The sequence below is a fragment of the Ancylobacter sp. IITR112 genome (genome assembly GCF_041415945.1).
GTDB lineage: Bacteria > Pseudomonadota > Alphaproteobacteria > Rhizobiales > Xanthobacteraceae > Ancylobacter.
Genome location: NZ_JBGCUS010000001.1, coordinates 1,462,851 through 1,483,303, shown reverse-complemented (window position 1 = coordinate 1,483,303; position 20,453 = coordinate 1,462,851). Strand labels below are relative to the sequence as shown.

The window sequence follows — 20,453 nt, the reverse complement described above, 5'->3', positions numbered from 1 at the left end:
GCTGGCGCGCCCGGCTGGCGATCCGAGGGCGAGCGGCGCCCCGAACCTGCGGCGCGGCGTCAGGGCCGGCGAGGATGCCGGGCCGATCCGGCGAGCCCAGCCGCAGGGCGGGCCGCTGGCGGCGAAGGTGCGGCGCGCCCGGTGCCGAGATCGCGCCAAGGCCAGAACGCCCGCCCACGGCGCCCGCTGGCGAGCCGGGCCGGCGATCCGATGGCGAGCGGCGCCCCGAACCTGCGGCGCGGCGTCAGGGCCGGCGAGGATGCCGGGGCGATCCGGCGAGCCCAGCCGCAGAGCGGGCCGCTGGCGGCAGATGAGCGGCGTGCCCGGTGCCGAGGTCGCGCCAAGGCCAGAACGCCCGCCCACGGCGCCCGCTGGCGAGCCGGGCCGGCGATCCGATGGCGAGCGGCGCCCCGAACCTGCGGCGCGGCGTCAGGGCCGGCGAGGATGCCGGGGCGATCCGGCGAGCCCAGCCGCAGAGCGGGCCGCTGGCGGCAGATGAGCGGCGTGCCCCCTGCCGAGGTCGCGCCAAGGCCAGAACGCCCGCCCACGGCGCCCGCTGGCGAGCGGGCCGGCGATCCGGTGGCGAGCGGCGCCCCGAACCTGCCGGCGCCGCATCAGGGCCGGCGGGGATGCCGGGCTGGTGAGGTAGGCGCTTCGGGGCGCTTCTGCATGCGCATTGCCAGGCGTGCCATTACCAACCGCACCGCAAGGCCAAGGGGAACCGGGACGTGCGGCAGTCGCCCGCGTGATGCGCTTAGGTCATCGCTCCCGAGATCGTCGGCGTGACGACGGGGGAAACCGCTCGATCTCATGGACGAGCCTCCGTAGTGGACTGGAAAGGAAGCGAAGGGCGAGGCCGGCGCCGCAGTGGGCGCACGGCAGCAGCATCGCGGGACGGCAACGGAAGCCGCCGCGAGTTCCTAAGTCATTGGTGTTGCGTCGAAAAAAACTACCGGCGGAATTACGCGCCGAAAAACTCGCTCTTGGGCGCCGGTACGGCGGCGAAGGCTGGAGAGTTTTGACCCACCCCTCCCCTTGGCCATCAGCTCACAATAGGGAAATAAATAGGCTTGCCATGGGCCAGACTATATCTAACCCATTGATTTAAAACGTTTTAATTGAACGCTTGCGGCGTCGTGCCCCTGAATTCTCGCTCGACCGGAAAAAAATCCCTCAATGCGAGGGACGCGGGTCTGCGGGCAACGCGCCTTCCAGACTTTTGACACCCCCCACCCCCGACGCGCTCGCGCCACGACGCAGGCATGTGCCATGCCTCAAGCATCCAGCACCGACGGCGCCCGTGCGCCCGGCCCTGTTAACCGGGCCGCCGCCCGACTGATGGCAAGATGAACCGAACACGGCGATGCGCGGCGCTGCTCCCACCAACCCGAAGGCCCCTTACCTTAACCGCTTGATATAACTAAGAAATATAAGAAGAGGGGCGCGCGCGTGCGCGATCCCGCGCGTGACCCCGAGGTGTGGAGGTATGCCAAGCTATTGAAATGTCGGGGTGATTAGGTGGCAACCTGCATTTAAGAGGTGGCCGAACGTGTGACAGGTACGCCAACGCAACGGGCGCAGAGCAGCACCAACGGTAGAGGCACGCTAACCCTCGCCGCTTCCGTCGTCTACTCCCTGCGCCGGGCCGTCCCCTTCGGACGGTTGATCGGCCTCATCCTCAGCATCAGCGTCGCGCGTCCATACGATAGCCTGCTCAAGCATTTCCTCAAGCGCGGCGCGGCACGACGCCAGATCGGGCAGCACATAGCAGCGGCACCGCTTGAACGTGCCGGAGTGGATCTCCCACGTCCGGCGCTCGGCGGTCAGCCCAGGCACAAGGCGCCGCATCTTGATGCCGAATGAAGTCATTTCGGCCCGGCGACGAATGCCGATCCGCTCCGATGTTTCAATGTAATCTTGGAACAGCGTATCGACGGGCAGTGCTTCGGGCCAGCGGTCAAGTCCCTTGGTCGGGGCGCCGCTTTCGAGCCGGTGATACCACCAGCTGGTCACGCTATCGAGGGAATGCAGCTTCTGCTCAAGCAGGCCCGACGTGCGCGGGATGCGCCGCAGATCGATGCCCGACAGGTCGAAGTGAAGCAGGTCGAACAGCAGCGCCTCGCGCCCGCCGGCGTCAAGCTGCTCGTCCATTTCCCTGAAGTATTCGTTGTTCTGCGCACAGCGTGGGTTCACGTCGAGAACGCACCAGCGGCGTTCCTTCATGCCGGCCGGAACAACCCAGTCCTCATTCGAGGTGATCATGATGCGCACGTAGTTATCTACCGCGATCGCATCGACACCCTTTTCCTCGATCATCTGCACATGAGAGGTCACCAGTCCTTTCAGGCGACCTTCCGCGACCTTATCGCCCGCCCAGAACGCTTCTTCGGCTTGCAGCAGAAGGCACCCGACAAGATGGGCGTTGAACCGGTCAATGACATAACGAGGATCATCAACGGCGAAATAGTGCGGGCCGATCAGCGAGCCGACAACCTCGCCCATCTTGCTCTTGCCGGCGCCCATGGTACCCCGGAGCACGAGGGCGGTGCCGATCCGCTCGCGCGGCTTCTGCACCAGGTGCGCCAGCCAGCCGAAGACCCAGCGAAACAGGTGCTCGTCACCCTCGCAGACATTGTTGAACAGGTGATCGCGGAAGATGGCATAGCCGTTCTTCTTGAACACGGGCGCCACAGTGAAGCCACGCCACATATTCATGTATCCCGGCGTTGTTTTGGCATCGTCGCCGGGCCGGAACTCGATGCCGGTATACTCGCGCCGCATTGGCGAGCGAAGCCATGCATCCGCCCACGTCTCCACCGTTATCTTTCCGTCCCGGTCCTTTTTCTCAGTGACCTTGTTGAGGCTCCAAGCCCGGAACGCATCCATTCCCAGCACATTGACGCATCGACCCAGCGGCCCGTCGCCAGCCTCGCGGATGATCACGAGCCGCGACCGCATGAGCACGACGCACCATTCCCGGTTCATCGCATCCACCGAATATCCCATGGCGCGCGGCTCGCGAGGCGTGTCGTCCGCCTTCAGCTTGGCCTTGGCCTTTCCCTTGCGGCCCGCATCGTGCGGCGCGTCATCCCCGCCAACCTCGATGTACCTGTCTTTGTCATGCGTCATGTTCTTGCTCCAGAGGCGCCAGCACGCGGCAGGAGCGCGGCGGCGTTACGATGTCGAGAAGCTGGCGGGCGTGGTCGGCATCCTCGCCGCAGATTGGGCCGCCTATGCCCATCAGCCGCCGCCAGACGCGCGCCCGGTCGATGACGACAAGGCCGCGCCCGCCAGCCTTCAGCCAGCCCAGCACGTCGCGGAAGACGCTGCAGGGCGCCCCGTCGAAGAAGGTGGCGGCGTCTTCAATCAGATCCTCGCCCAGCAGCACGGCGCGCCCTTCGAGGCTGGCGGGCTTGTCGGGGCGAGCCGGAAACCACGCCACCATGTCGATGAAGTCGCCACCGAACCCGTAGGCGGGAATGACGAGCGCCCGCCTGCCATCGTGGCGAAAGTCAAAGCGCCCTCCAGGCATCATCCGCACCGTGGCCGCCTTCGGGGCGCAGCGGGCAAGCCGCAGCGTGGCGTCGGTTATGCCTGCGGCCCGCAGCGCGGCGAGTTCGGAGGCGTCAGGAAACGGCAACGCGGCGTGGTGAAGGGCCAGCGCATCGAAGGGCGAGCAAAGGCCCGCATCCGCTGCCGCATAGGCCAGCGAAGCCCATCCCGCGTCCGGTGAAACATCCGGCAGGCGGGGCGGCGCAGCGCGCGACACGGGAAGCGCTCCCGCCTCACTCTGGCGCCTGCCAGGACGAATCCACCAGCCGTCCAGCATCGTCATAGACAAGCCGGCACCCGGGCGGGAACGGCAAGCCCGGCTGGTGCCCCTGCGGCTCGCCATAGGGCAGGAAACCCGCATCGTCCGCCTCATACCAGCGCCGGCCGATGGCGAAGGCGTTGGTGAGGCGGCAACCATCGTCGCGGAAGCGCTCGGCAACCGACAGATACCCGAGCGCGATCAGGTCACCCAGCGCCCGGCGGGCGGACTTGCGGGTGATGCCGGCACGGGTGGCGATCTCGCCAACCGCAGGCTCGCAGACGAAGCCGCCGTCCATCATGGTGGCGACCAGCAGCAGCACGCGCACCGCCATCGGGCTGAGCCGCGCATCCATCGCCGCCGCAGTCGGCAGATAGGCAAATCCGGGAACGTTCATTTGCCGCCCCCATCGGTGTGGGGAGCGCTGGCCTTGGCTTCCAAATCGGCAAGCCATGAGTCGAGAGAGGCGCGACGAGCGCAGACCTTGGCCCCCAGCTTGAATGTTGGAATGTCTCCCTTACCGGCAAAATGCTTCGCCTGCCGGGCCGACAAGCCCAGGTACTCCCCGATGGCCTCATAGCCATGGATTACCCCGGCATCCTCTTTTTCGCTCATTTGAAACGCCTCACTGTTGTCGCGCCGTTGTCGCGCGGCGCCGCCGGACGCATGCGTCCTTTCGTGGATTTGCAAGGCTTTGCCTTGCCACGCGTAGGCAACAAAAAACCCGCCTCGGATGCCTTCCGGGGCGGGTTAAGTGTTTGATAATTATGCGGTTATTCTTCTCAGTGTGTCATGTCGGGTTAATTAGGATATTGTTGACCCGCTGCGCCACCACCCGGGCGAAGGCGGAAATCCAGCTGCCATGGATCTTGCGATAGGCCGGCGTGCCATAATCCGCCTGCGCGTCGGCGTCGATGGTGAGCGCCGCGCTGCGGTAATTGTCGGCATCGTCCGGCTTTTGCGTCGGATCGCGCAGGCCGAAATAGGTCCATGCCTGCGAAATGCGCTCTTTCGGCTGTTCGCGCACCCGCAGCGTGCCCGCCATCATCACGCTGTCGTCGATCACCTCGGAATTCGACGGGATCGCCCGCAGCACCTGTAGCCGCAGCTTGCGGGCGGCATCGTCATCCCACACCGCCAGCCCGGCCTGCTCGATCAGCCCGGCGACCAGATCCTCTACATCGTTGGGCTCCGGCACGTTGCGCGAATACACCCGGCGCAGATGTGTCTCGCACTCCTCTTCCCATTCGGCGAGGGGGATATAGCTGTCCGGCACCTCGGCATAACTCACCATCAGGTCGCGGATGATGAAGGCCGGGGTCTTGCCGACATAGTCGAGGCACAGCTGCACGCGGTCCTGCGCCTCATGCGCCTGCGCGCTGGTGCCGCGCTGCGCCCGCGTCAGGGTCAGCACGTCATTGTCCCGGACGAAGCCGCACACCTCCTTGCCGCCAATGCAGACAAAGCCGCTGGCGGGATATTCGGCGTTGCCCGCGCCGGAAGGCGCCAGCGTCGCCGTGGTCGCGCTTTCTGAGATATCCGCCAGCAGGAAGCCGTTAGAGGGCTTGGGCGCCTGCGCCCGGTCGCCGCTCAACAGCTTGAGCGTATCCTTGGCGGTGATGGTGAAGGCACCATCAAGCGACGGGCCCTCGAAGCTCTCGATCAGGAAATGGCGCACCTCCATCTGGTCGAGGCTCTGGCCAAGCTCGCCCCGTATCACTCGCAAAGCCCGCTGGCGCAGGTAAGGCTGGCGCGCCCGCAGCTTGCCGAAGAACGTCCCGGTGGCGAAGGGGTCATAATCTCGCTCGGTACGGTAGGGGTCGAAGCCGAGCTTGCTGTCGCCCCAGCGGAAATCCTTGAAGCGGACGGAAGCGCTGGCCCGCTGCCCCAGATCCTTGCCGAGCGAAATCACCGCTGGCGTCACGCTCACATCGTCGAGGCAGCCAATCGCCTCGATCCCGCTTGCCGCGAGGTCCGCCGTGCCGAAGGCAAAGCGCAGCGTCAGCGGCTCGGCCGCTGCCGCGTAGTTCACCCGGTCCTGGCAGGTTCGCCGGCTATTGAAGCACTTGCGGGTGCCGGTCGGCGAGCCGCCGGTGAGCGTCGCGGTGCACGGTGCGGCGCCATAGGTGAGCGAACAGATCTCAAGGTCGATCTCGACAAAGGTCAGCACCCTCATAGCGCCACCGCGTCGATCTGCAGGGTAATGTGCACCATCACCCCTTCGCCGGTCATTTCCTGTTCGGGCCGCAGGTCGCCCTTGAGCACGCCATAACCGACATCGCCGGGGTAGAGCGCCGGCAGGACGCAGAAGAAAAACGGTCGCTCCATCGAGGCGCGGGCGAAGCCGTCCATGTTCGCGCGAAACCAGCTATCCGGCAGGTAGCGGAAGCTCACGCTGGTGGTGAGCGCGCGGCGGGTGACGATGCGGCCGAGATAATCCCCACTCTCGGCAAAGCCGGTCACAATGTCGGTGGAGCCGGCATAGCGGATCGGCACCGCACCGGGCTGGATGCCGCGCGGAATGCGCGTCAGCCGGCCGATATAGACCACGGCGATTTCCGGCGGCACGGCGCCGTCCGGCATCGCCAGGCGAAAGCGCAGCGCTCCGCCGGTATAGGTGAGCGGGAAGCGCAACATCAGCGGCGCGTCGCCAGCCGGCACCAGCGGCGCCGCAAGCTCGATCCACTCGCCCTCATCTTCCGGGTCCGGAATTTCGAGCGAGAGGTTGCAGCCGATCGAGCCAAGATTGTGCCGCTCGATCCCGACATAATCCACGCCCTCGCCCCCCGGAATGGCGAAGGTCACGGTCTGCTCGGCCGCGCTGGTGGAGCGCCAGCCTTCCGCTGTCGAAGGCGTGGCAAGGTTGCTGGCGGGGTATCCCGCCGCCTCATACTCGGCAAGGATGCCGCCCGCCTGCACCACACTGTGCCAGCCGAGCACGGGGGCGCTGGCGTCGGTGCTGTCGAGCGGATCGGCCAGCACCAGCGCATAAGAAAGAACAAGCGCCATGATCAGCAGCCCCGATCAATACTTGAGTTCATAGCCGTCGCCCATCAGGTCGCTGATCTGCGACATCAGCTCGATCACCGCCTGGCGCGAGAACACGTCGCCTTTGATCTCGACATAGGCCGGCGCCCGGCTGGCGCTGTCCGTCGACCCGGCCGGTGCGGCTGTGGCGACGGAGGAATAGGGCACGCTCGGCCGGCTGGAGCCGCCGGGCCGGGCGGCGGCGATGCTGGCGATCTGCGCCGCACCAGCGGCTGCCACGGCGGCAGCCGCCGCGAAGTTGGCCGGCACCGGCAGTTTCAGCGCCTCGGTCACGCCCACGGCGGTATTCACCACCGCCTGCCCGATGCCGAACGCCTTGGAAGCCAGGAAGCCTTTTTCGCCGAAGGTCGCCGCGAGATCGGACAGTGAGCCGAGGGTGTCGGAAACACCGCGCCAGGTCATGTCGCGGATTTGCTGGTCTCGCGCCGCCTGCCGCTCGGCGATGGCGTTCATGTTGTCGGCATATTCCTGCTGCGCCCGCTGCGAGATGTCGCGCCACTCGGCTTCCATCCCCTCCCGGCCCTGATAGAAGGCCGTGAGCATCTCCATGCGCTGCGCGTAGCTCTGTTCTTCCAGCTCTACCTCGGTCATCAGCGATTGGCGCAGGCTTTCCACCCGAGCAGAAAGTTGGTCCGTCATCGGGTCTTCGACGGGCGCAGAGATATTGCCGGGCGATTGCGGCGCGGCGGGAGGAGAGGTGGACCCAACAGGCGGAAGGTTGCCGCCAAGGTCCACAGCGGCAAAAGCCTTGCGGAGATTGAGAACCGTTTCGAGCTCGAATTTCTCTGCCTTCAGCGCCTCCAGCCGGGGGCCGAACTGGGAAAGGAAAGCATCCTTCTGCCAAGAGTCCGGCGCGTAGGAATCGGCGAGACCTTGAAGCTGGTTAAGCTCCCGATCTGTCTCATCCAGACGAGCCTTTATTGTATCGTCCTTCTGTTGCCCGACCTTGTCGAGCCGGTTCAGCATTTGGTCGAGACTCACAACGACGCCGACAACGGCGGCCTTGACGCCGTTGTTTATCGTCGCAGCGATTTCCTGAAACTTCTTATCGATCTCCGACGCATTCTTGATCACGTCATCGTCGAGCACGCGGCCCAGCTCGTGCGCTCGGTCTATTGTGGTGCGGATGCCGGCGGTGCCCTGGTCGATCAACTGCACAAACTGCTCGCCGCCGGAGCCGCCAAGCAGTTCGTCGAAGATGCGGATCTGGGCGGCTTTATCGAGCCGGCCAAGCCGGTCGATAATCTCCAGCATCAGTTCGGATGGATTTTGCAGCTTTTCCTTCAGGTCTTCGGCGCTGTAGCCGAGCCGCTGAAAGGCGTCCGCCGCGCTGCCGCCGCCGGTGACGATGAACTCATCGGCCCGCAGGTTCAGCTCCTTGAACCCGTCGACCATCGCGTCGAGGCCGATACGGTTCTGTTCGGCGACGAACTTCCATTCCTGAAAGGCGGTGATCGACAGACCGGCGCGCTTGGCCTCGTCGCCAAGTGACGCAATTTGCGCGGTCGCATCGCGCACGGCCACCGCCACCCCGGCAAAGCCGATGCCGGCGAGTGCCGCGCCCATGCCCAGCGCGGCGGAAGAGACAACATTGGCCGCGCTCGCCAGCCCGTTGCGCAGATTGGCGGCGAGCCCCTTCGCGCCGCGATTGACCCGCTCGACACCATCGTCGAATTCGGCCGTGTCAAGGCCGAGCATGGCCCGCAGGCTGCCGACAACCAGTCCCTTCGCCATGTCTCACCTTTTCCGTGCGGGGCTTGCCGTCACCGCCGCCCATTGGCGGAAGATCGCCAACTGCTCTTGTGCCGTCTGGGGGCGCGGCGCCGCGCGGCGCCCGGGGATGAGCAGGGTCTTCAGTTTCGGTAGGCGCTTGGCCCGCGCCAGCGCGGCGCCGGTCCATGCGAGGCCGGCCCGGTCATTGTAGGCGCGGCGTTCACGCTCGGCCGCGCCTTCCATCATCAGCGTGATTTCGCGCAGGGTCAGGCCCCAGAACAGCGACGGGTCGAGGCCAAGCTCTATCCAGCCGGACAGAAGCGGGCCGGGGTCGATCAGCCCGCCGCCACCGGAGGGCGGGCCTCCGCCCCCGCTTTCTTCGCGGGGAAGGCCAGCGTGAAGGCCTGCGTCACGCCGCCGAGCGCCGCCGGCAGGCCGGCCTCACCCAGGATGTCACCGGCCCCGGCCTCATCCACCGCGTGATGGTCTTGCAGCGCCGCCCACAACACCGCGCGCAGCAGGGTGAGCGACATGCGCGCCGGGTCGCCATGCATGGCCAGAATATCGGTCATGATGGCGCCCATCGGCCGGCCGAGCTTTGCCTCCAGTGCGCACATGGCGTTGATGGACATGGAAAGCGTATAGGTCGCCGCGCCGGCGACGAGCGGCACCTGGCCGCGATGCGGGTTCGCCATCATGGGGATCACGCGGCGATATCGGCAAGGCCGGCGCTGGTGGCCGAGGCGCTGCCTTCCGAATTGGTGGCGGTGACGGTGACGGTGATGGTGTCGCCGCTATCGCTCGCCTGCAGCGTATAGGTCTGGCTGGTCGCGCCAGAGAGGGCGACGCCCTCATTCTTCCAGGCATAGGCGAAGCTCGGCGCGCCGCTCCACTCGCCGGGATAGGCGGTCAGCACCTGCCCGACCTGCGCCACACCGGAGATCGCCGGCTTGATGAGGTTCACGGGCGCGGCGGCGGCGTCATTCACCACCACGCCGCTCACCTTGACCGTGAGCGTGGCGGTCATCTTGTCGTCCATCGGCGCTGTTGGCGCATAGCCGGTGATGATGGCATCAAAAGTCACAGTCTCGCCGGCCGGGAAGGTGCATCGGGCCTTCACCTTGGTGCGCAGCACGCTCAGGATCAGCGCCTCGCCCGCGCCGCCAGGCAGGAAGTTCATTTCGATGGAGGCTTCGCCCGGGTCCATCAGGCCGGGGATGAACTCCCGCGTACCATTGGCCGACTGCATATGCGTCACGTCGATCGCATCCACCGCGAAGGCGGGCGGCGTGAGCGAGGTGACTTCACCGGGCGACGCCCAGGTCGAGCCGCCATCGGTCGAGATCTCGAAAAGACTGCCGTAGCCGATGCCGGGCTCGTCCATGGTCGCAACTCCAATGTGAAGGGAAGGGTCAGGCCGCGACGCGCGACCAGATGTCGAAGTCCAGCGAGACGAGGTGAAACACCTCGCTCTCGATCTTGTCGGCGCTCACGCGCTGCGCGGTCAGGAAGATGCCCTGAAAGGCGATGCCCCCATGTGTGCCGCGATAGCCGGCGAGGCGCGCCGTCACCGCCCGCGCCGTCGCCATTGCCGGCGCCATGCCGGCGGCGTCATTGCCCTCCGGCGCCCGGGCGCGCACGTCGATCTGCACCAGCGCGCCGTCGAGCCCGTCCACACCCTGCATATGCAGGCCGACAGCGCCGCCGATGCGGGCAAGGCGGATCGCCGGCGAGGCGATGCCCTGCGGAAAGACATTCCAGTTGATCCGGTCGCCCACCAGCGCCGTCAGAGGGGCATCGGCGAGCAGCAGGGACACAAGCGCCTCTTCCATCACGCTGCTCCCGCCGTTCCGGTCTTCGGTGCCCGCTTGGTCCGCGCGCGCTTCGGCTTCAGCGCACGCGCCGCCGCCCGCCGGGCCGCCTTGTCGATCTCGCTGGTGAGTTCGGTCTTGATCTGGCCGAGCACCTGGTCGCGCGTCGCCGCGAAAGCGGGGCGCATATAGGCATGCGGCGGCTGTTTCACCGACCCGAATTCCTGCACCACGGCCTTGATCGCCGCGCGCTTGGTCTTGGCCTTGGCCGGGCCGACGGATACCTCGACAAAAGACGCGCCCACCCCCGCCTCGCGCCGCGCGCTGCGCAGCGCCGCGCGCGCTTCGGCCTTGCTGCCGCCCGCTCGCAGCGTCTCGCCGAAGGCGCGCTTGCCCGCATCGCCCTCGACGCTGTTTTTCGTCGCCGCGATGATCGAGGCGGACAGGTCGCCCTTGTCCTTCGGCGCCAGCGCCGCCGCCCGGTCCACCATCGGCTGCGCCGCCTTCAGCAGCGCGCGCCGCATTACACCCTTCGCCGTCGCTTTTGAGAGCTCGCCCAGCGCGGCGTCGAGTTCCTTCAGGCCCTGCACCGAGACCTTGAGCTTGCCGACCATCAGAGAGCACTCATCTTTCGGCCCTCGCCGAGGCGGTGATCTCGATCTGGTCGCGATGACCAAGTTCTTTCAGCCCGGAGATGTCGAAAGCGCGCCCCTCGAAATTCAGTCCCCAGCGCGGGGTGATGGCGGCCAGTGTCGGCGACCAGCGCACGCGGAAGCGCGCGCTCGTGGACGCCATCACCTCGCCCGACTCCATCTTCTCCGCATCGGACAGCGCGCGGTATTCGGCGAGCGTCTGCACCGGCGTGCCGGGGGCAACAATCGGTGCATTGAAAGCGTCACGGCCGGTCTCCGTGCCGGGCGGCGTCAGGCTGATCAGGCGGTTATAGAGCGCGCTCGACATCACGCGCCCCGCATGAAGTTGACTAGCCGGCTGTCAAATGTCGTCCAGCCATCGACCTTGACCGGCTCGGCCGTGCGGAAGGCCTCGGCGATATGCAGCAGCATGGCCTGCGTCAGGCTCGGCGGCACATCGTCAAAACCGGCAACCATCGTCACGCTGATGCGCGATCCCGGGCGGATCGCCGGCCATGACTGGCCGAAAGCTGGCACGATAGCGGCTTCAAGCCCATCCGCCCGCAGATCATAGGCGCCCGCGTCGAGATCCTGATCGTCACCAGCCGTGTCGACATAGGCCACGGTCACCACAGACTGCACCGGCGCCACCGGCAACCGGACAAAGTCGGCGAACCCGTCGCAGCGGGCGACGACCGTCTGCCCGGCAATGCGGATGCCGCACCGCTGTTCCACCACGTCGCGGGCATCGGCGATCAACTGCGTCAGCAGCGCGTCGAAATGAGTTTCGCTGGAAAGCACATGGCACTGGGTGCGCGCCTGCGCCAGCGTCACCGGCTCGGCCTCGGCCGGCGTGACGACAGATGCCGGGTACCACATCAGCCGCGCGTCTCCGCTGGCCGCTTCTTGGTGGTGCGCTCGCGCTTCGGCGCGGTCGACGCAACCACGGCCTCGGCAACTCCGGCGGCAATCAGCCGGCCGGCTTCATCGTCGCTGAAGCGCTCGGTCTCGTCTCCCGGCGAAAGGCTGAAATCAGCACCGGAAATGCTCTGCTTCATCCTGATCTTCATGGCCAATCCCTCATGAAAAGGGCGGCGACTTGAAGCCGCCGCCGCAGACAGGCCCCGCGTCAGGACGCGGCGGTGATCAGGTGCTTGATTGCGGCGGTGTTCGCCGCCTCGCCGTCGAAACGGATAAGGCCGGCGATGCCAAGATCCGGCCAGAACCGCTCACGCAGCACGCCGATGACCGGCTGGCCGACCTTGCGCACCCAGTACTTCTTGAGATCGCCGAACAGCACGACCTTCTTGGCGGCGCCCAGATGGTCCATGGCCTGGTTGACGTAATAGCGGCGCCCGTTGATGGTCGACGGCACACCTGCCTGGAAATCGCCCTTGCTCCAGAGATAATTGCCGTCGCCATCCTTGAGCTTGCGGATCGCCTTCAGCGTCGAATCGTGGAACATGAAGCCCACGCTTGCCGCGCCGCGATAGGCCGGATCGACGGAATGTTCGAGGTCGATCAGTTCATCGGCGGTGATCGCCGCCGTCGCAGCAGCCGTCACGCCCAGCGCGGAAGCGGTGACAATGCCATTGGGCGCCGAGGAACCGCTGCCGGTCGTCAACTGGGTGTTGGCGGTGCGGCCAAGGCGCTCGCCGAGCAGATGGCCGAGCAGCACCTCCATGGCGAAGATGCTGTCCGTGTCGAGTTCCCACGACCAGCGGATGAATTCCGTGTCGAAGGAATAGGCGTCGAGGCTCTTCTGGCCAAAGGTGACATCCTCGCCGCCGTCATCGGTGAGCGCCGCGCCTTCAGTATGAGCGGCGGCGATCTTCGACGTATCATCGACGGTCGGCAGCTTCATCGGGTTGCCGCTGGCGGTCACCACTTCCTGGATGACACTGCCGTCATACATCGGCCCCGTGGCCTTCATCGAGATCTCGATCTGCGACAGCAGCTCGGTCGGCACCGTGAAGCCGCCGGCGGAGTTGGTGCCCGCCGTCTGGGTGCGGAATTCGGCGCGGCCGGTCATCAGCACCTGGCGCTCTTCGCCGGTCAGCTCTTCCGGCCGCGCACCGCAGATCACCTTGGCGAAAACGTGACGGTAGGAAAGGCTGGCGCCAGCGCCGTCACCTTTGACGTTGCCCCCTGAATGCCCTCGTTCATAACCAGAATCCGTTCTGGTTGTGGTCCTGCCTGGACCGGGCTGCGAACTCGTTTGGGGTAAGGCCGCCGAGGCTCGTGTGAGGCCGGTGGCCGTTGTAGTCGATCCGCCAAGCTTCGATGATCCGACGTGCCATCGGCAAGCCCTGGAACAGGTGCTCGTTCAGACATTCGTCGCGGAAGCGGCCGTTCAGGCTCTCGACGAAGGCGTTCTGAACCGGCTTGCCGGGAGCGATGTAGTGCCACTCGACACCTGTGTCCTGCTGCCAACGCAGGACCGCGTGCGAGGTCAGTTCGGTGCCGTTGTCGCTGACGACCATGAGCGGCTTGCCACGACGTTGGATGATGGCGTCCAGCTCCCGTACGACCCGGTGGCTCGACAGCGACGTGTCGGCCACGAGCGCCAGGCACTCCCGGGTGAAGTCGTCGACGATCACCAGCACGCGGAACCGGCGTCCGTCCGCGAGCACATCGGAGACGAAGTCCAGGCTCCATCGCTGGTTGGGTGCCTGCGGCAAGGTCATCGGCGCTCGCGTGCCAAGCGCTCGCTTGCGTCCGCCGCGACGGCGCACCGACAGCCGCTCCTCGCGGTAGAGCCTGAAGAGCTTCTTGTGGTTGATCTCCTTGCCCTCTCGCCGAAGCAGGATCAGCAGACGCCGATAGCCGAACCGCCGACGCAAGCTCGCCAGCTCACGAAGGCGCTGGCGGAGCGCGGTATCGTCGCCTCGCGTCGAGGCGTAGCGATAGGTCTTCGGCTCGATGCCGATGAGGCCGCACGCACGCCGCTGCGAGTAGCCCTTCTCCTCGATCGCCCAGGTCACGACCTTCCTCCGGGAACTGGGCGTCAGAAGTTTTTTCCAAGAGCCTCGCGGAGAGTGGCTACGTCGAGCATCGACTCGGCCAGAAGCTTCTTCAGCTTCCGGTTTTCCTCCTCGAGCGCCTTAAGGTTGCGGGCGTCGGACACCTCCATCCCGCCGTACTTCGTGCGCCACGTGTAGAAGGTCGCGTCGCTGATCCCGTGCTTCCGGCAGAGGTCCACGACCGGGATTCCGGCCTGGTGCTCCTTCAGGATCCCGATGATCTGTTCCTCGCTGAACCGGCTCTTGCGCATCGTCCGTCTCCTCTCGACGGATCCTAGCTTCTGAGCGGGGTCATTTCAGGGGGCAACGTCAATCCCATTCCTGCCGCGTCACCACGAAGCCGAACGACATGCCGGAGATGTCGCCGCGCTTGATCAGCGCCTGCACGTCGCGGCCATCGCTGGTGTCGGGAAGGTCGATCTCGACGGCGAGCCCCTTGCTGTCTTCACTGAGCCGGAGCGTGCCGGCCGATTTGCGCCCGAGCACGCGCCCCGGGTCATGGTCGAAATAGGCCCGCACATCGGCAGATTTCAGTGTCTCGGTGAAGGCGCCGCGGGCGATCACCTCGCGAAAATAGCCCCCGATATCGACCGTATCGCCGAACACGGCGGCGTAGCCGGCCACGGTAACGAGATCGCCACTCGCGCGGAATTCAACGGGGCTGACGACAGAGCGCTTCTCGGCGTCAGCCGCCTCACTGCTGGGCTTGCGGGGCATCGGGCTGTCCATCCTGCGGATCGGTGGGTGACGAAGCGGGCGGCGGCGCGAAAGGACCGGTACCGAGCACGACGGTCGCGCCCTGCACGAGCAGCTGGTCCGCCGCCGGGTTCGGATCGGGCGGGCGGTTATCCAGCCGGCGCGCCTCATTCGGCGTGATCTGCGCCGTCTGGATGGCGCGGGCGAGGCCTTCGATCCGGCTGCGGAAATCGCCGCGCTGCAGCCCGTCGAGATTATGCTCGACATAGAGATCGCGCCGCTCCCGTCCGAACAGTTTCAGATTCATCTCATCTTCCAGCGCCTTTGCGTGCTGGCCGATCAGATGCTTCACCAGATGCAGATCCTGCTGCTCGGCATTGTTGAAGGAGAGCTTGGAAAGCTCCTGCAGGAACATCGGCGGCAGTTGATAGGCGCGGGCAATCTCCTCGATCTGGAAGCGCCGTGCTTCGGTCATCTGCCCCTTTTCCGGGTCGAGCCCGATCGGCACCAGGTCATGCCCCGCCGGAATGTTGACGATCGGCTTGTCGCCCTCCCGCGCATCCTTGATCGAGCGCATCACATCGTCCTGCGCCCGCTTTAGCGCGGCGGCGCCCTGCGGCAACGGCCCCTTCAGCGCCAGCGGGGGCACGCCGCCGCCGGCAAAGAACCCGCTGCCATAGTCGTTCATCGCCAGCGCCAGCTGGATCGCCTTGCTCGCCAGCTGGATCGGCCCGTAATGCTGCGTCTGGTCGGCGCGGAGCATAAAGGGAAGGTCGATCACATCCGTGGAAGGGTATTCCTCGCCGTCGACCACGTAGAACAGCCGCATGCCACGCCGGCGGATCGCGACGCGCGACGGGTTCAATGCCCAGAGATTTTCGAACGCATCACCCTGCCGCTCGATCCAGATCAGCCCGCGCCCGCCGGTGAAGAATTGCTGCCACATATATTGCCGCAGCTTGTAGGAGCCCATCTCAGCGTTAGGCGCCGCCAGCAGCGCCTCGATCGGACCGTTTTCCCGCTGCGCGCCATCACCCACGCGGCGATAGGCGTGCAGCGGCAGCACCGCCAAGGTGCGCGACAGAAACGACACGGCAGCGCTCACAGGGGTGACGCGCAGTGCCGCGTCGATCGTCACCGGCGGCAGATTGCCGGCAGTCCCCACGCCAAAGAACGAAAGAAAGCTCTCGGAACTGACCGGCACCGTCGGGTTCTCGATCGACGCGGCGCGGGCCTCGGCCGGTCGCCAGAAGCGGGACAGTTTCATGAGGCCACCAGACGGAAATCGGGGTTATCCCAGGGGGAGACCGGCGGCGCCTCGTCATCCGAAGCGAAAGCCTGGCTGCAGGCATTCACGGCGGCGGCGATGCCGTCGATCTTTTCCGCCGACCGTTTCTTGGCCGGCGCGAAATTCATGTTCTCGTCGAAACGGACGACGGCATTCGAGGCCATCCAGCGCATGACCGGATGCCCACCATGGTCGAGCAGCCCGGCATAGACCAGCCGCTCAAAGTGTTTGCTTGGCTCGCCAAGGCTTTGGATACCCTGCCGGACTTCCACGAGAGCTTCAGCGTCCACCCCCTCGGCCTGTAGATCGGCCGCGAGCTTGGCCGCATTCCACGGGTCGAAACCGATCCGCTGCACGTCGAAATCCGCCATGCCGTCGAGCAGCGCCTTCTTGACGAAGTTCTGGTCGACATAGTCGCCCGGCGTCGTCTCGATCGCGCCGGCCTTCAGCCATTTGTCATAGGGCACCCGGTCATTCTTCACCCGCATGGCGAGCGTCATTTCCGGCACCCAGAAACGGCTGAGCATGTGCCACGCCGGATCATCCTCGAAGGGTGGAAACAGCCACACCAGAGATGTGATGTCCTGCGTCGACGAAACGTCAAAGCCACCGAAACAGGGCCGCCCCTTGAGCCGCGCCGGGAAGCTGCGCCAGGCGTCACGATCGCGGGCGCAGGCGTCCCATTTCTTCATATTGAGCCAGCGGACAGCCCCATCCACCCACTGATTGAGGTGGTAGCAGCGGAAATGTGCTTCCGCCCGCGGGTTGTCGACGGCCTTGGCGCGTTCGCTGCGCAGGAAATCCCAGGTCGGCGACAACCCGATATTCGGGTTTGCCTTCCTCCATACCCCTTCGTCCTGCCAGTCATCCTCCGGGCCGGCGGCGAAAAGCACCACCAGCGTGCGCGGATCGTCGATCCTCCCCTCGAAGATGCCGAGGCTCTCATCCCACAGCTCGACACCCGTGAGGCTGGTCTTGCGACCAGCCGTCGAGGCGTAAAGCTCGATCGGCTGCAGGCGCGTTCCCATACCCTGCCGCAGCGTGGTCTCAACCTCGCGACTGCGCCATTCATGCATCTCGTCGCCGACGCTCACGGTCGGTGACTTGCCGTGCTTGCCTTCCTCGGCGCCCGACAGCAGCTCGAACAGCGACGCCGTCGGCTTGAGATAGATCGACTTGGCCTGCGGCTGGCTGTCCGCCTTCAGTTCCTCATTGCAGGCGATCATCGCCTTCATCTTGCGAAGCACGACCTTCGCCTGGCTTTCATCACGGGCGAACACGAACCCCTGTCCGCCATGCACCCCCTCTATGGCGAAGAACAGCAGCGCCAGCGCCGCGAGGAATTCGCTCTTGCCGTTCTTTCGCGGGATCCACAGCAGCAGCCGACGGAACACCCGCACATGATCGACCTTGGCCTTGCCGGTCCATGGGTCAATGACATCGGTCGGCACCTTCCAGCCGACCAGCAGCCGGACGATGATGTCCTGCCACATCTGCAGCCGGAACGGCGCGCCGTGGAAGCGGTCATCCGTGAGCTTGAACCATGACGGCCAAAGCTCGACGACCTTGGCCGCCTTGGCGTGATCGAACCATGCGCCCGGCAGGCTGGCGGCACGACGCCACGCCCGCCGTGCCCACTCATAGACCTCCTGATCGGCGACCTGCTTGAGCCAATCCGGTTCCGGCCACAGCGCGCTGCCGGCCGCAGCCTTGATGGCCGCCGCCGATGTTTCACCCATGGCCAGCGATCAGATCAGCAGTGCCCGCCGGGCGGCAGCGAATCCAGCGACGACAGGCTGCCGATGAGCCGCCCCGCAGCTGGTTCATCTTCGGCTGCCTCGTCGGGTCCGGCCGTCGTCGGATTGCGGCTCGCCGGCGCGATCCCGCCGAACAGACCGGGGTTTTTCGCCACAGCGTCGGCCTGGTCGCGAAACAGCGAATATTCCTCGCGCGGCGTCAGGCCGAATTCGGCCGAGAGCTTGCGCACATTGCCGAAGGCGATCTCGCGGAAGGCGACGATGGGGCGCGTGCGCTCCATCATCGAACCCGACACCGTCTCGACCAGCTGGAAGATGCCGTTGCGGCGGATGTCGTCGCAGGCCGAGAGCCATTCCCCGAAATAATCGGGCCTTTGTTTTTCAAGTACTTAGGCGGCGTTGTTGCGTTCTTGTCGCGCCGCGAGCCACCTAGGCTAGAACCTCGGCGATTTGCTCGGCTGCCTGATGGCGCCGCCCGATGCCAACGATGGGGTGCGCATAGACCTGCAGCGTCATGTCAAACTTGCGATGCCCTAAGATCGAGGCGACATCGGTGATGGCGAGGCCCGCCTCGATCATCATGCTAGCCGCAAAGTGCCGCAGGGCGTGGAAATGGTGGAAACCATCCCCGTTAGATGGCAAACCAGCGTCCACAAGAAGCGGGCGCCAGTTCCAAGTGTGGAAATGGGAACAATAATAGGGCGTGCCGGTGCGAGTTCGGAAAAGTAGACCCCTCTCGTTCTCCAAGTAGAACCGGTCTATCCACACCTTCACGAGATCGGCAACGCGGGCAGGCATTGGCACATCTCTCACCCCGGAAGGAGTCTTCGGCGACTTGAGAATGTCATAGCGCGTAAGGCTCTGACGAACCTTTATAAAGCCCTGATCGAAATCGAAGCTGGAGACGGTCAGCGCCTGGATTTCCCCCCACCGGAGGCCGCAGAAAATGGCGATTTCGACCATACAACGCGTAAACATATATGATCTCTCTTGGCACCCTTTCCGCTTTATAGCCGAAAGTCTAAGTATTTCTTTCGCGTGTTCGATGTTGAATGTACGTATAGGCTTGTACGTTGTGGGGCCTATGTCGGCGCTATAATCTTTTATAGGCATCTTCATGGTTAATTTACGCCGAACCGCGAAGCGTTCAATCTGACCAAGTATCATCATGTTTTGCTTGGCTGTAAGCGGCGACTGCCTATCAAGAAATCGTTTGTGGAGTGCCTGAATATCGTCAATCGTCAAGGTCGCCAGCTGCCTTGCGCCCAATGCCGGAACGATATGAACATTGATGACATTTCGAACGATGGACAGCCACCCGGCACTAACCTCTCCGCATGAGTGCCTAACCTCCACCTGCTTTATAAACGCATCGCAGGCCGCCCTTACGGTTGTCGCGCGGCTTGGAATGATATGCTCCCCGCGCTCAACTTCCGTCTCCACCTTGTTTCGATACTGGTCGGCATCCCGCTTTTTATCGAATGTCTTCATGCGGCGCTTTCCGCCTTGGTCGGTGTAGCGCACCACCCACGCCGTTTTCGTCTCGCCTTTGTGGGTCCACTCGCGCTTTGCCACGCTCGCCATAGCTTCAACTCCTGAATATGAGGGGAAGCCGGCCGCACCTCACCGGGCGCGGCCGGCGAGGGTGTCAGTTCGCGGCGCTGCCGGCCTCGGGGAGGCTTGCGCACCAGCGCTCAATCTGCCGGTCTATCTGCTCCAGCCTGTCGCAGGCGTGGAACAGCACGGCTTGCAGCGCGTCGGAATGGGGCGGGCTTAGCTCATCCCTCAAGCCTTCCACCATTAGCCGCGCCGCGAGGCAGAAGCGGGCCGCGTCCAGCGCCGGCAGATGGATCTCGCGCAGATGCGTCAAGGCTGGCGCCGTCATGCCCACACCTCGCGCTGCGCCTGCTCCCACAGGCCGTCACGGTCGGCGATGCCGCTGTCGTCGTCATCGTGCGGCTGGTCGAGGATATCGCCGCCGTGCTCGTTCTCGGCCTCGGCATCGTCGCCAGCGTCTTCCTCGCGGTCATTGGCGCAGCCGATAGCCCATCGCGATTGATCGCCGCCAGAAGCGCCCCGCAGCCGGTCAGAGAAGCCGTAGGCGGCGGCGAGAGGCCCGCCGTAGCAGATGCGGGGAAAACTCTCTGGCGCCGCCAGAGCGGGCTCCCTGTCGCTGTCGTAGCCGTCCGGCTCGTCCAGCGCGTCCCATTCACGGTCGCTGCCATCATCGAAGCGCCAGCACCCGCCGCCGATGGCGTGCCAGCCGAGCGAAGGCTCGTCGTCTTCCTGCGGCACAGCCCGGCCTGAAATGCACGGGCCAGATTCCTCCGGCCAGCTGGCATCAAGCTCATCGCCATCCGGCTCGCGGTCGGGGTCTATAGTGTCGAGGGCATCGAGCATGGACAGCGCCGACTCGATGATGCGCGAAAGCTCCCGGCGGGTCTCCAGCCGGTCGGCAGGCGGGGGCGGGAACGGCCCTCCGTAGTCTTCTCCGATGTACATGGGATTGGTCTCTTTCGTTCGGCCTCTCACAGCCGTCGCTGGCATCGGGCCAGCAGCCGGGAGGTGAGAGCTTGCGAAAGAGACAAGCCGGCGCACTTTTAAGGGCGAACCCTCTGGACATAGAGCACCGCTCCCGGCCAAGATGGCCAGGTCGGCGCACCCGCCAAGGTGC

General features: G+C 65.4%; 23 protein-coding genes and 1 pseudogene. All 24 read right to left on the bottom strand.

Annotation, left to right across the window (positions count from 1 at the left end; genetic code table 11):
- Window positions 1-1,605 precede the first annotated feature (1,605 nt).
- The 24 genes and pseudogenes from AAC979_RS06960 to AAC979_RS06845 all read right to left on the bottom strand — a co-directional run bounded on the left by AAC979_RS06960 (window position 1,606) and on the right by AAC979_RS06845 (window position 20,281).
- Window positions 1,606-3,129, bottom strand: a complete 1,524-nt coding sequence (locus tag AAC979_RS06960) for a primase-helicase family protein (RefSeq protein WP_371346092.1) — start codon at window positions 3,127-3,129, stop codon at window positions 1,606-1,608.
- Window positions 3,119-3,769, bottom strand: coding sequence for a hypothetical protein (locus AAC979_RS06955; RefSeq protein WP_371346091.1), 651 nt, complete (start codon window positions 3,767-3,769; stop codon window positions 3,119-3,121). The genes AAC979_RS06960 and AAC979_RS06955 overlap by 11 nt, the downstream gene beginning before the upstream one ends.
- A gap of 16 nt (window positions 3,770-3,785) precedes the next feature.
- Window positions 3,786-4,208, bottom strand: coding sequence for a helix-turn-helix domain-containing protein (locus AAC979_RS06950; RefSeq protein ID WP_371346090.1), 423 nt, complete (start codon window positions 4,206-4,208; stop codon window positions 3,786-3,788).
- Window positions 4,205-4,426, bottom strand: a complete 222-nt coding sequence (locus tag AAC979_RS06945; RefSeq protein WP_371346089.1) for a DNA-binding protein — start codon at window positions 4,424-4,426, stop codon at window positions 4,205-4,207. The genes AAC979_RS06950 and AAC979_RS06945 overlap by 4 nt, the downstream gene beginning before the upstream one ends.
- A 175-nt stretch (window positions 4,427-4,601) precedes the next feature.
- Window positions 4,602-5,987 carry a hypothetical protein gene (locus tag AAC979_RS06940; protein ID WP_371346088.1) on the bottom strand — a complete coding sequence of 462 codons (1,386 nt, stop codon included), beginning with the start codon at window positions 5,985-5,987 and terminating at the stop codon, window positions 4,602-4,604.
- Window positions 5,984-6,820, bottom strand: coding sequence for a hypothetical protein (locus AAC979_RS06935; protein WP_371346087.1), 837 nt, complete (start codon window positions 6,818-6,820; stop codon window positions 5,984-5,986). Before AAC979_RS06935 ends, AAC979_RS06940 begins: the two co-directional genes overlap by 4 nt.
- Window positions 6,821-6,835: 15 nt before the next feature.
- Entirely contained in the window at window positions 6,836-8,593 is a 1,758-nt protein-coding gene (locus AAC979_RS06930) for a hypothetical protein (protein ID WP_371346086.1), read from the bottom strand.
- A gap of 3 nt (window positions 8,594-8,596) precedes the next feature.
- Window positions 8,597-8,818 carry a hypothetical protein gene (locus tag AAC979_RS06925; protein ID WP_371346085.1) on the bottom strand — a complete coding sequence of 74 codons (222 nt, stop codon included), beginning with the start codon at window positions 8,816-8,818 and terminating at the stop codon, window positions 8,597-8,599.
- A gap of 89 nt (window positions 8,819-8,907) precedes the next feature.
- On the bottom strand, window positions 8,908-9,270 hold the full coding sequence (locus AAC979_RS06920) for a hypothetical protein (protein WP_371346084.1): 363 nt from the start codon (window positions 9,268-9,270) through the stop codon (window positions 8,908-8,910).
- A 5-nt stretch (window positions 9,271-9,275) separates the two neighbouring features.
- Window positions 9,276-9,956: a phage tail tube protein gene (locus tag AAC979_RS06915; RefSeq protein WP_371346083.1), complete on the bottom strand. Its 681-nt coding sequence runs from the start codon at window positions 9,954-9,956 to the stop codon at window positions 9,276-9,278.
- Between the two features lie 28 nt (window positions 9,957-9,984).
- On the bottom strand, window positions 9,985-10,404 hold the full coding sequence (locus tag AAC979_RS06910; protein ID WP_371346082.1) for a DUF3168 domain-containing protein: 420 nt from the start codon (window positions 10,402-10,404) through the stop codon (window positions 9,985-9,987).
- On the bottom strand, window positions 10,404-10,997 hold the full coding sequence (locus tag AAC979_RS06905; protein WP_371346081.1) for an HK97-gp10 family putative phage morphogenesis protein: 594 nt from the start codon (window positions 10,995-10,997) through the stop codon (window positions 10,404-10,406). Before AAC979_RS06905 ends, AAC979_RS06910 begins: the two co-directional genes overlap by 1 nt.
- A gap of 10 nt (window positions 10,998-11,007) precedes the next feature.
- Window positions 11,008-11,343: a head-tail adaptor protein gene (locus AAC979_RS06900; protein WP_371346080.1), complete on the bottom strand. Its 336-nt coding sequence runs from the start codon at window positions 11,341-11,343 to the stop codon at window positions 11,008-11,010.
- On the bottom strand, window positions 11,343-11,894 hold the full coding sequence (locus AAC979_RS06895; protein ID WP_371346079.1) for a hypothetical protein: 552 nt from the start codon (window positions 11,892-11,894) through the stop codon (window positions 11,343-11,345). The genes AAC979_RS06900 and AAC979_RS06895 overlap by 1 nt, the downstream gene beginning before the upstream one ends.
- Window positions 11,894-12,091: a hypothetical protein gene (locus AAC979_RS06890; RefSeq protein ID WP_371346078.1), complete on the bottom strand. Its 198-nt coding sequence runs from the start codon at window positions 12,089-12,091 to the stop codon at window positions 11,894-11,896. The genes AAC979_RS06895 and AAC979_RS06890 overlap by 1 nt, the downstream gene beginning before the upstream one ends.
- A gap of 53 nt (window positions 12,092-12,144) precedes the next feature.
- A complete protein-coding gene (locus AAC979_RS06885) occupies window positions 12,145-13,101 on the bottom strand; it encodes a phage major capsid protein (RefSeq protein ID WP_371346077.1) in 957 nt (318 codons plus the stop codon).
- 76 nt (window positions 13,102-13,177) lie between these two features.
- Window positions 13,178-14,289, bottom strand: a protein-coding gene (locus AAC979_RS06880; RefSeq protein WP_371346076.1) for an IS3 family transposase whose coding sequence is annotated in 2 segments (ribosomal slippage) — window positions 13,178-14,034 and window positions 14,034-14,289 — 1,113 coding nt in all. Because the reading frame shifts where the segments join, the coding sequence is not laid out codon by codon here.
- Window positions 14,290-14,347: 58 nt separating this feature from the next.
- On the bottom strand, window positions 14,348-14,755 hold the full coding sequence (locus AAC979_RS06875; protein ID WP_371346075.1) for an HK97 family phage prohead protease: 408 nt from the start codon (window positions 14,753-14,755) through the stop codon (window positions 14,348-14,350).
- Window positions 14,733-16,001, bottom strand: coding sequence for a phage portal protein (locus AAC979_RS06870; RefSeq protein ID WP_371346074.1), 1,269 nt, complete (start codon window positions 15,999-16,001; stop codon window positions 14,733-14,735). The genes AAC979_RS06875 and AAC979_RS06870 overlap by 23 nt, the downstream gene beginning before the upstream one ends.
- Window positions 15,998-17,761: a terminase large subunit gene (locus AAC979_RS06865; RefSeq protein WP_371346073.1), complete on the bottom strand. Its 1,764-nt coding sequence runs from the start codon at window positions 17,759-17,761 to the stop codon at window positions 15,998-16,000. Before AAC979_RS06865 ends, AAC979_RS06870 begins: the two co-directional genes overlap by 4 nt.
- 14 nt (window positions 17,762-17,775) lie before the next feature.
- Window positions 17,776-18,129: pseudogene (locus tag AAC979_RS06860) on the bottom strand (P27 family phage terminase small subunit); the annotation flags it as partial.
- 79 nt (window positions 18,130-18,208) lie between these two features.
- Window positions 18,209-19,363: a tyrosine-type recombinase/integrase gene (locus AAC979_RS06855; RefSeq protein WP_371346072.1), complete on the bottom strand. Its 1,155-nt coding sequence runs from the start codon at window positions 19,361-19,363 to the stop codon at window positions 18,209-18,211.
- 64 nt (window positions 19,364-19,427) lie between these two features.
- Window positions 19,428-19,664, bottom strand: coding sequence for a hypothetical protein (locus tag AAC979_RS06850; protein WP_371346071.1), 237 nt, complete (start codon window positions 19,662-19,664; stop codon window positions 19,428-19,430).
- Window positions 19,661-20,281 (bottom strand): hypothetical protein, encoded by a 621-nt coding sequence (locus tag AAC979_RS06845; protein ID WP_371346070.1) that lies wholly within the window; start codon window positions 20,279-20,281, stop codon window positions 19,661-19,663. The genes AAC979_RS06850 and AAC979_RS06845 overlap by 4 nt, the downstream gene beginning before the upstream one ends.
- Between the last annotated feature and the right edge of the window lie 172 nt (window positions 20,282-20,453).

What these genes read in the sequence shown, in the direction of transcription:
- AAC979_RS06870 (WP_371346074.1), bottom strand. Translation starts at nt 16,001, where the DNA reads ATGAAACTGTCCCGCTTCTGGCGACCGGCCGAGGCCCGCGCCGCGTCG.
- AAC979_RS06900 (WP_371346080.1), bottom strand. Translation starts at nt 11,343, where the DNA reads ATGTCGAGCGCGCTCTATAACCGCCTGATCAGCCTGACGCCGCCCGGC.
- AAC979_RS06940 (WP_371346088.1), bottom strand. Translation starts at nt 5,987, where the DNA reads ATGAGGGTGCTGACCTTTGTCGAGATCGACCTTGAGATCTGTTCGCTC.
- AAC979_RS06895 (WP_371346079.1), bottom strand. Translation starts at nt 11,894, where the DNA reads ATGTGGTACCCGGCATCTGTCGTCACGCCGGCCGAGGCCGAGCCGGTG.
- AAC979_RS06875 (WP_371346075.1), bottom strand. Translation starts at nt 14,755, where the DNA reads ATGCCCCGCAAGCCCAGCAGTGAGGCGGCTGACGCCGAGAAGCGCTCT.
- AAC979_RS06910 (WP_371346082.1), bottom strand. Translation starts at nt 10,404, where the DNA reads ATGGAAGAGGCGCTTGTGTCCCTGCTGCTCGCCGATGCCCCTCTGACG.
- AAC979_RS06915 (WP_371346083.1), bottom strand. Translation starts at nt 9,956, where the DNA reads ATGGACGAGCCCGGCATCGGCTACGGCAGTCTTTTCGAGATCTCGACC.
- AAC979_RS06930 (WP_371346086.1), bottom strand. Translation starts at nt 8,593, where the DNA reads ATGGCGAAGGGACTGGTTGTCGGCAGCCTGCGGGCCATGCTCGGCCTT.
- AAC979_RS06925 (WP_371346085.1), bottom strand. Translation starts at nt 8,818, where the DNA reads ATGATGGAAGGCGCGGCCGAGCGTGAACGCCGCGCCTACAATGACCGG.
- AAC979_RS06960 (WP_371346092.1), bottom strand. Translation starts at nt 3,129, where the DNA reads ATGACGCATGACAAAGACAGGTACATCGAGGTTGGCGGGGATGACGCG.
- AAC979_RS06905 (WP_371346081.1), bottom strand. Translation starts at nt 10,997, where the DNA reads ATGGTCGGCAAGCTCAAGGTCTCGGTGCAGGGCCTGAAGGAACTCGAC.
- AAC979_RS06950 (WP_371346090.1), bottom strand. Translation starts at nt 4,208, where the DNA reads ATGAACGTTCCCGGATTTGCCTATCTGCCGACTGCGGCGGCGATGGAT.
- AAC979_RS06945 (WP_371346089.1), bottom strand. Translation starts at nt 4,426, where the DNA reads ATGAGCGAAAAAGAGGATGCCGGGGTAATCCATGGCTATGAGGCCATC.
- AAC979_RS06865 (WP_371346073.1), bottom strand. Translation starts at nt 17,761, where the DNA reads ATGGGTGAAACATCGGCGGCGGCCATCAAGGCTGCGGCCGGCAGCGCG.
- AAC979_RS06855 (WP_371346072.1), bottom strand. Translation starts at nt 19,363, where the DNA reads ATGGCGAGCGTGGCAAAGCGCGAGTGGACCCACAAAGGCGAGACGAAA.
- AAC979_RS06920 (WP_371346084.1), bottom strand. Translation starts at nt 9,270, where the DNA reads ATGATGGCGAACCCGCATCGCGGCCAGGTGCCGCTCGTCGCCGGCGCG.
- AAC979_RS06850 (WP_371346071.1), bottom strand. Translation starts at nt 19,664, where the DNA reads ATGACGGCGCCAGCCTTGACGCATCTGCGCGAGATCCATCTGCCGGCG.
- AAC979_RS06845 (WP_371346070.1), bottom strand. Translation starts at nt 20,281, where the DNA reads ATGTACATCGGAGAAGACTACGGAGGGCCGTTCCCGCCCCCGCCTGCC.
- AAC979_RS06935 (WP_371346087.1), bottom strand. Translation starts at nt 6,820, where the DNA reads ATGGCGCTTGTTCTTTCTTATGCGCTGGTGCTGGCCGATCCGCTCGAC.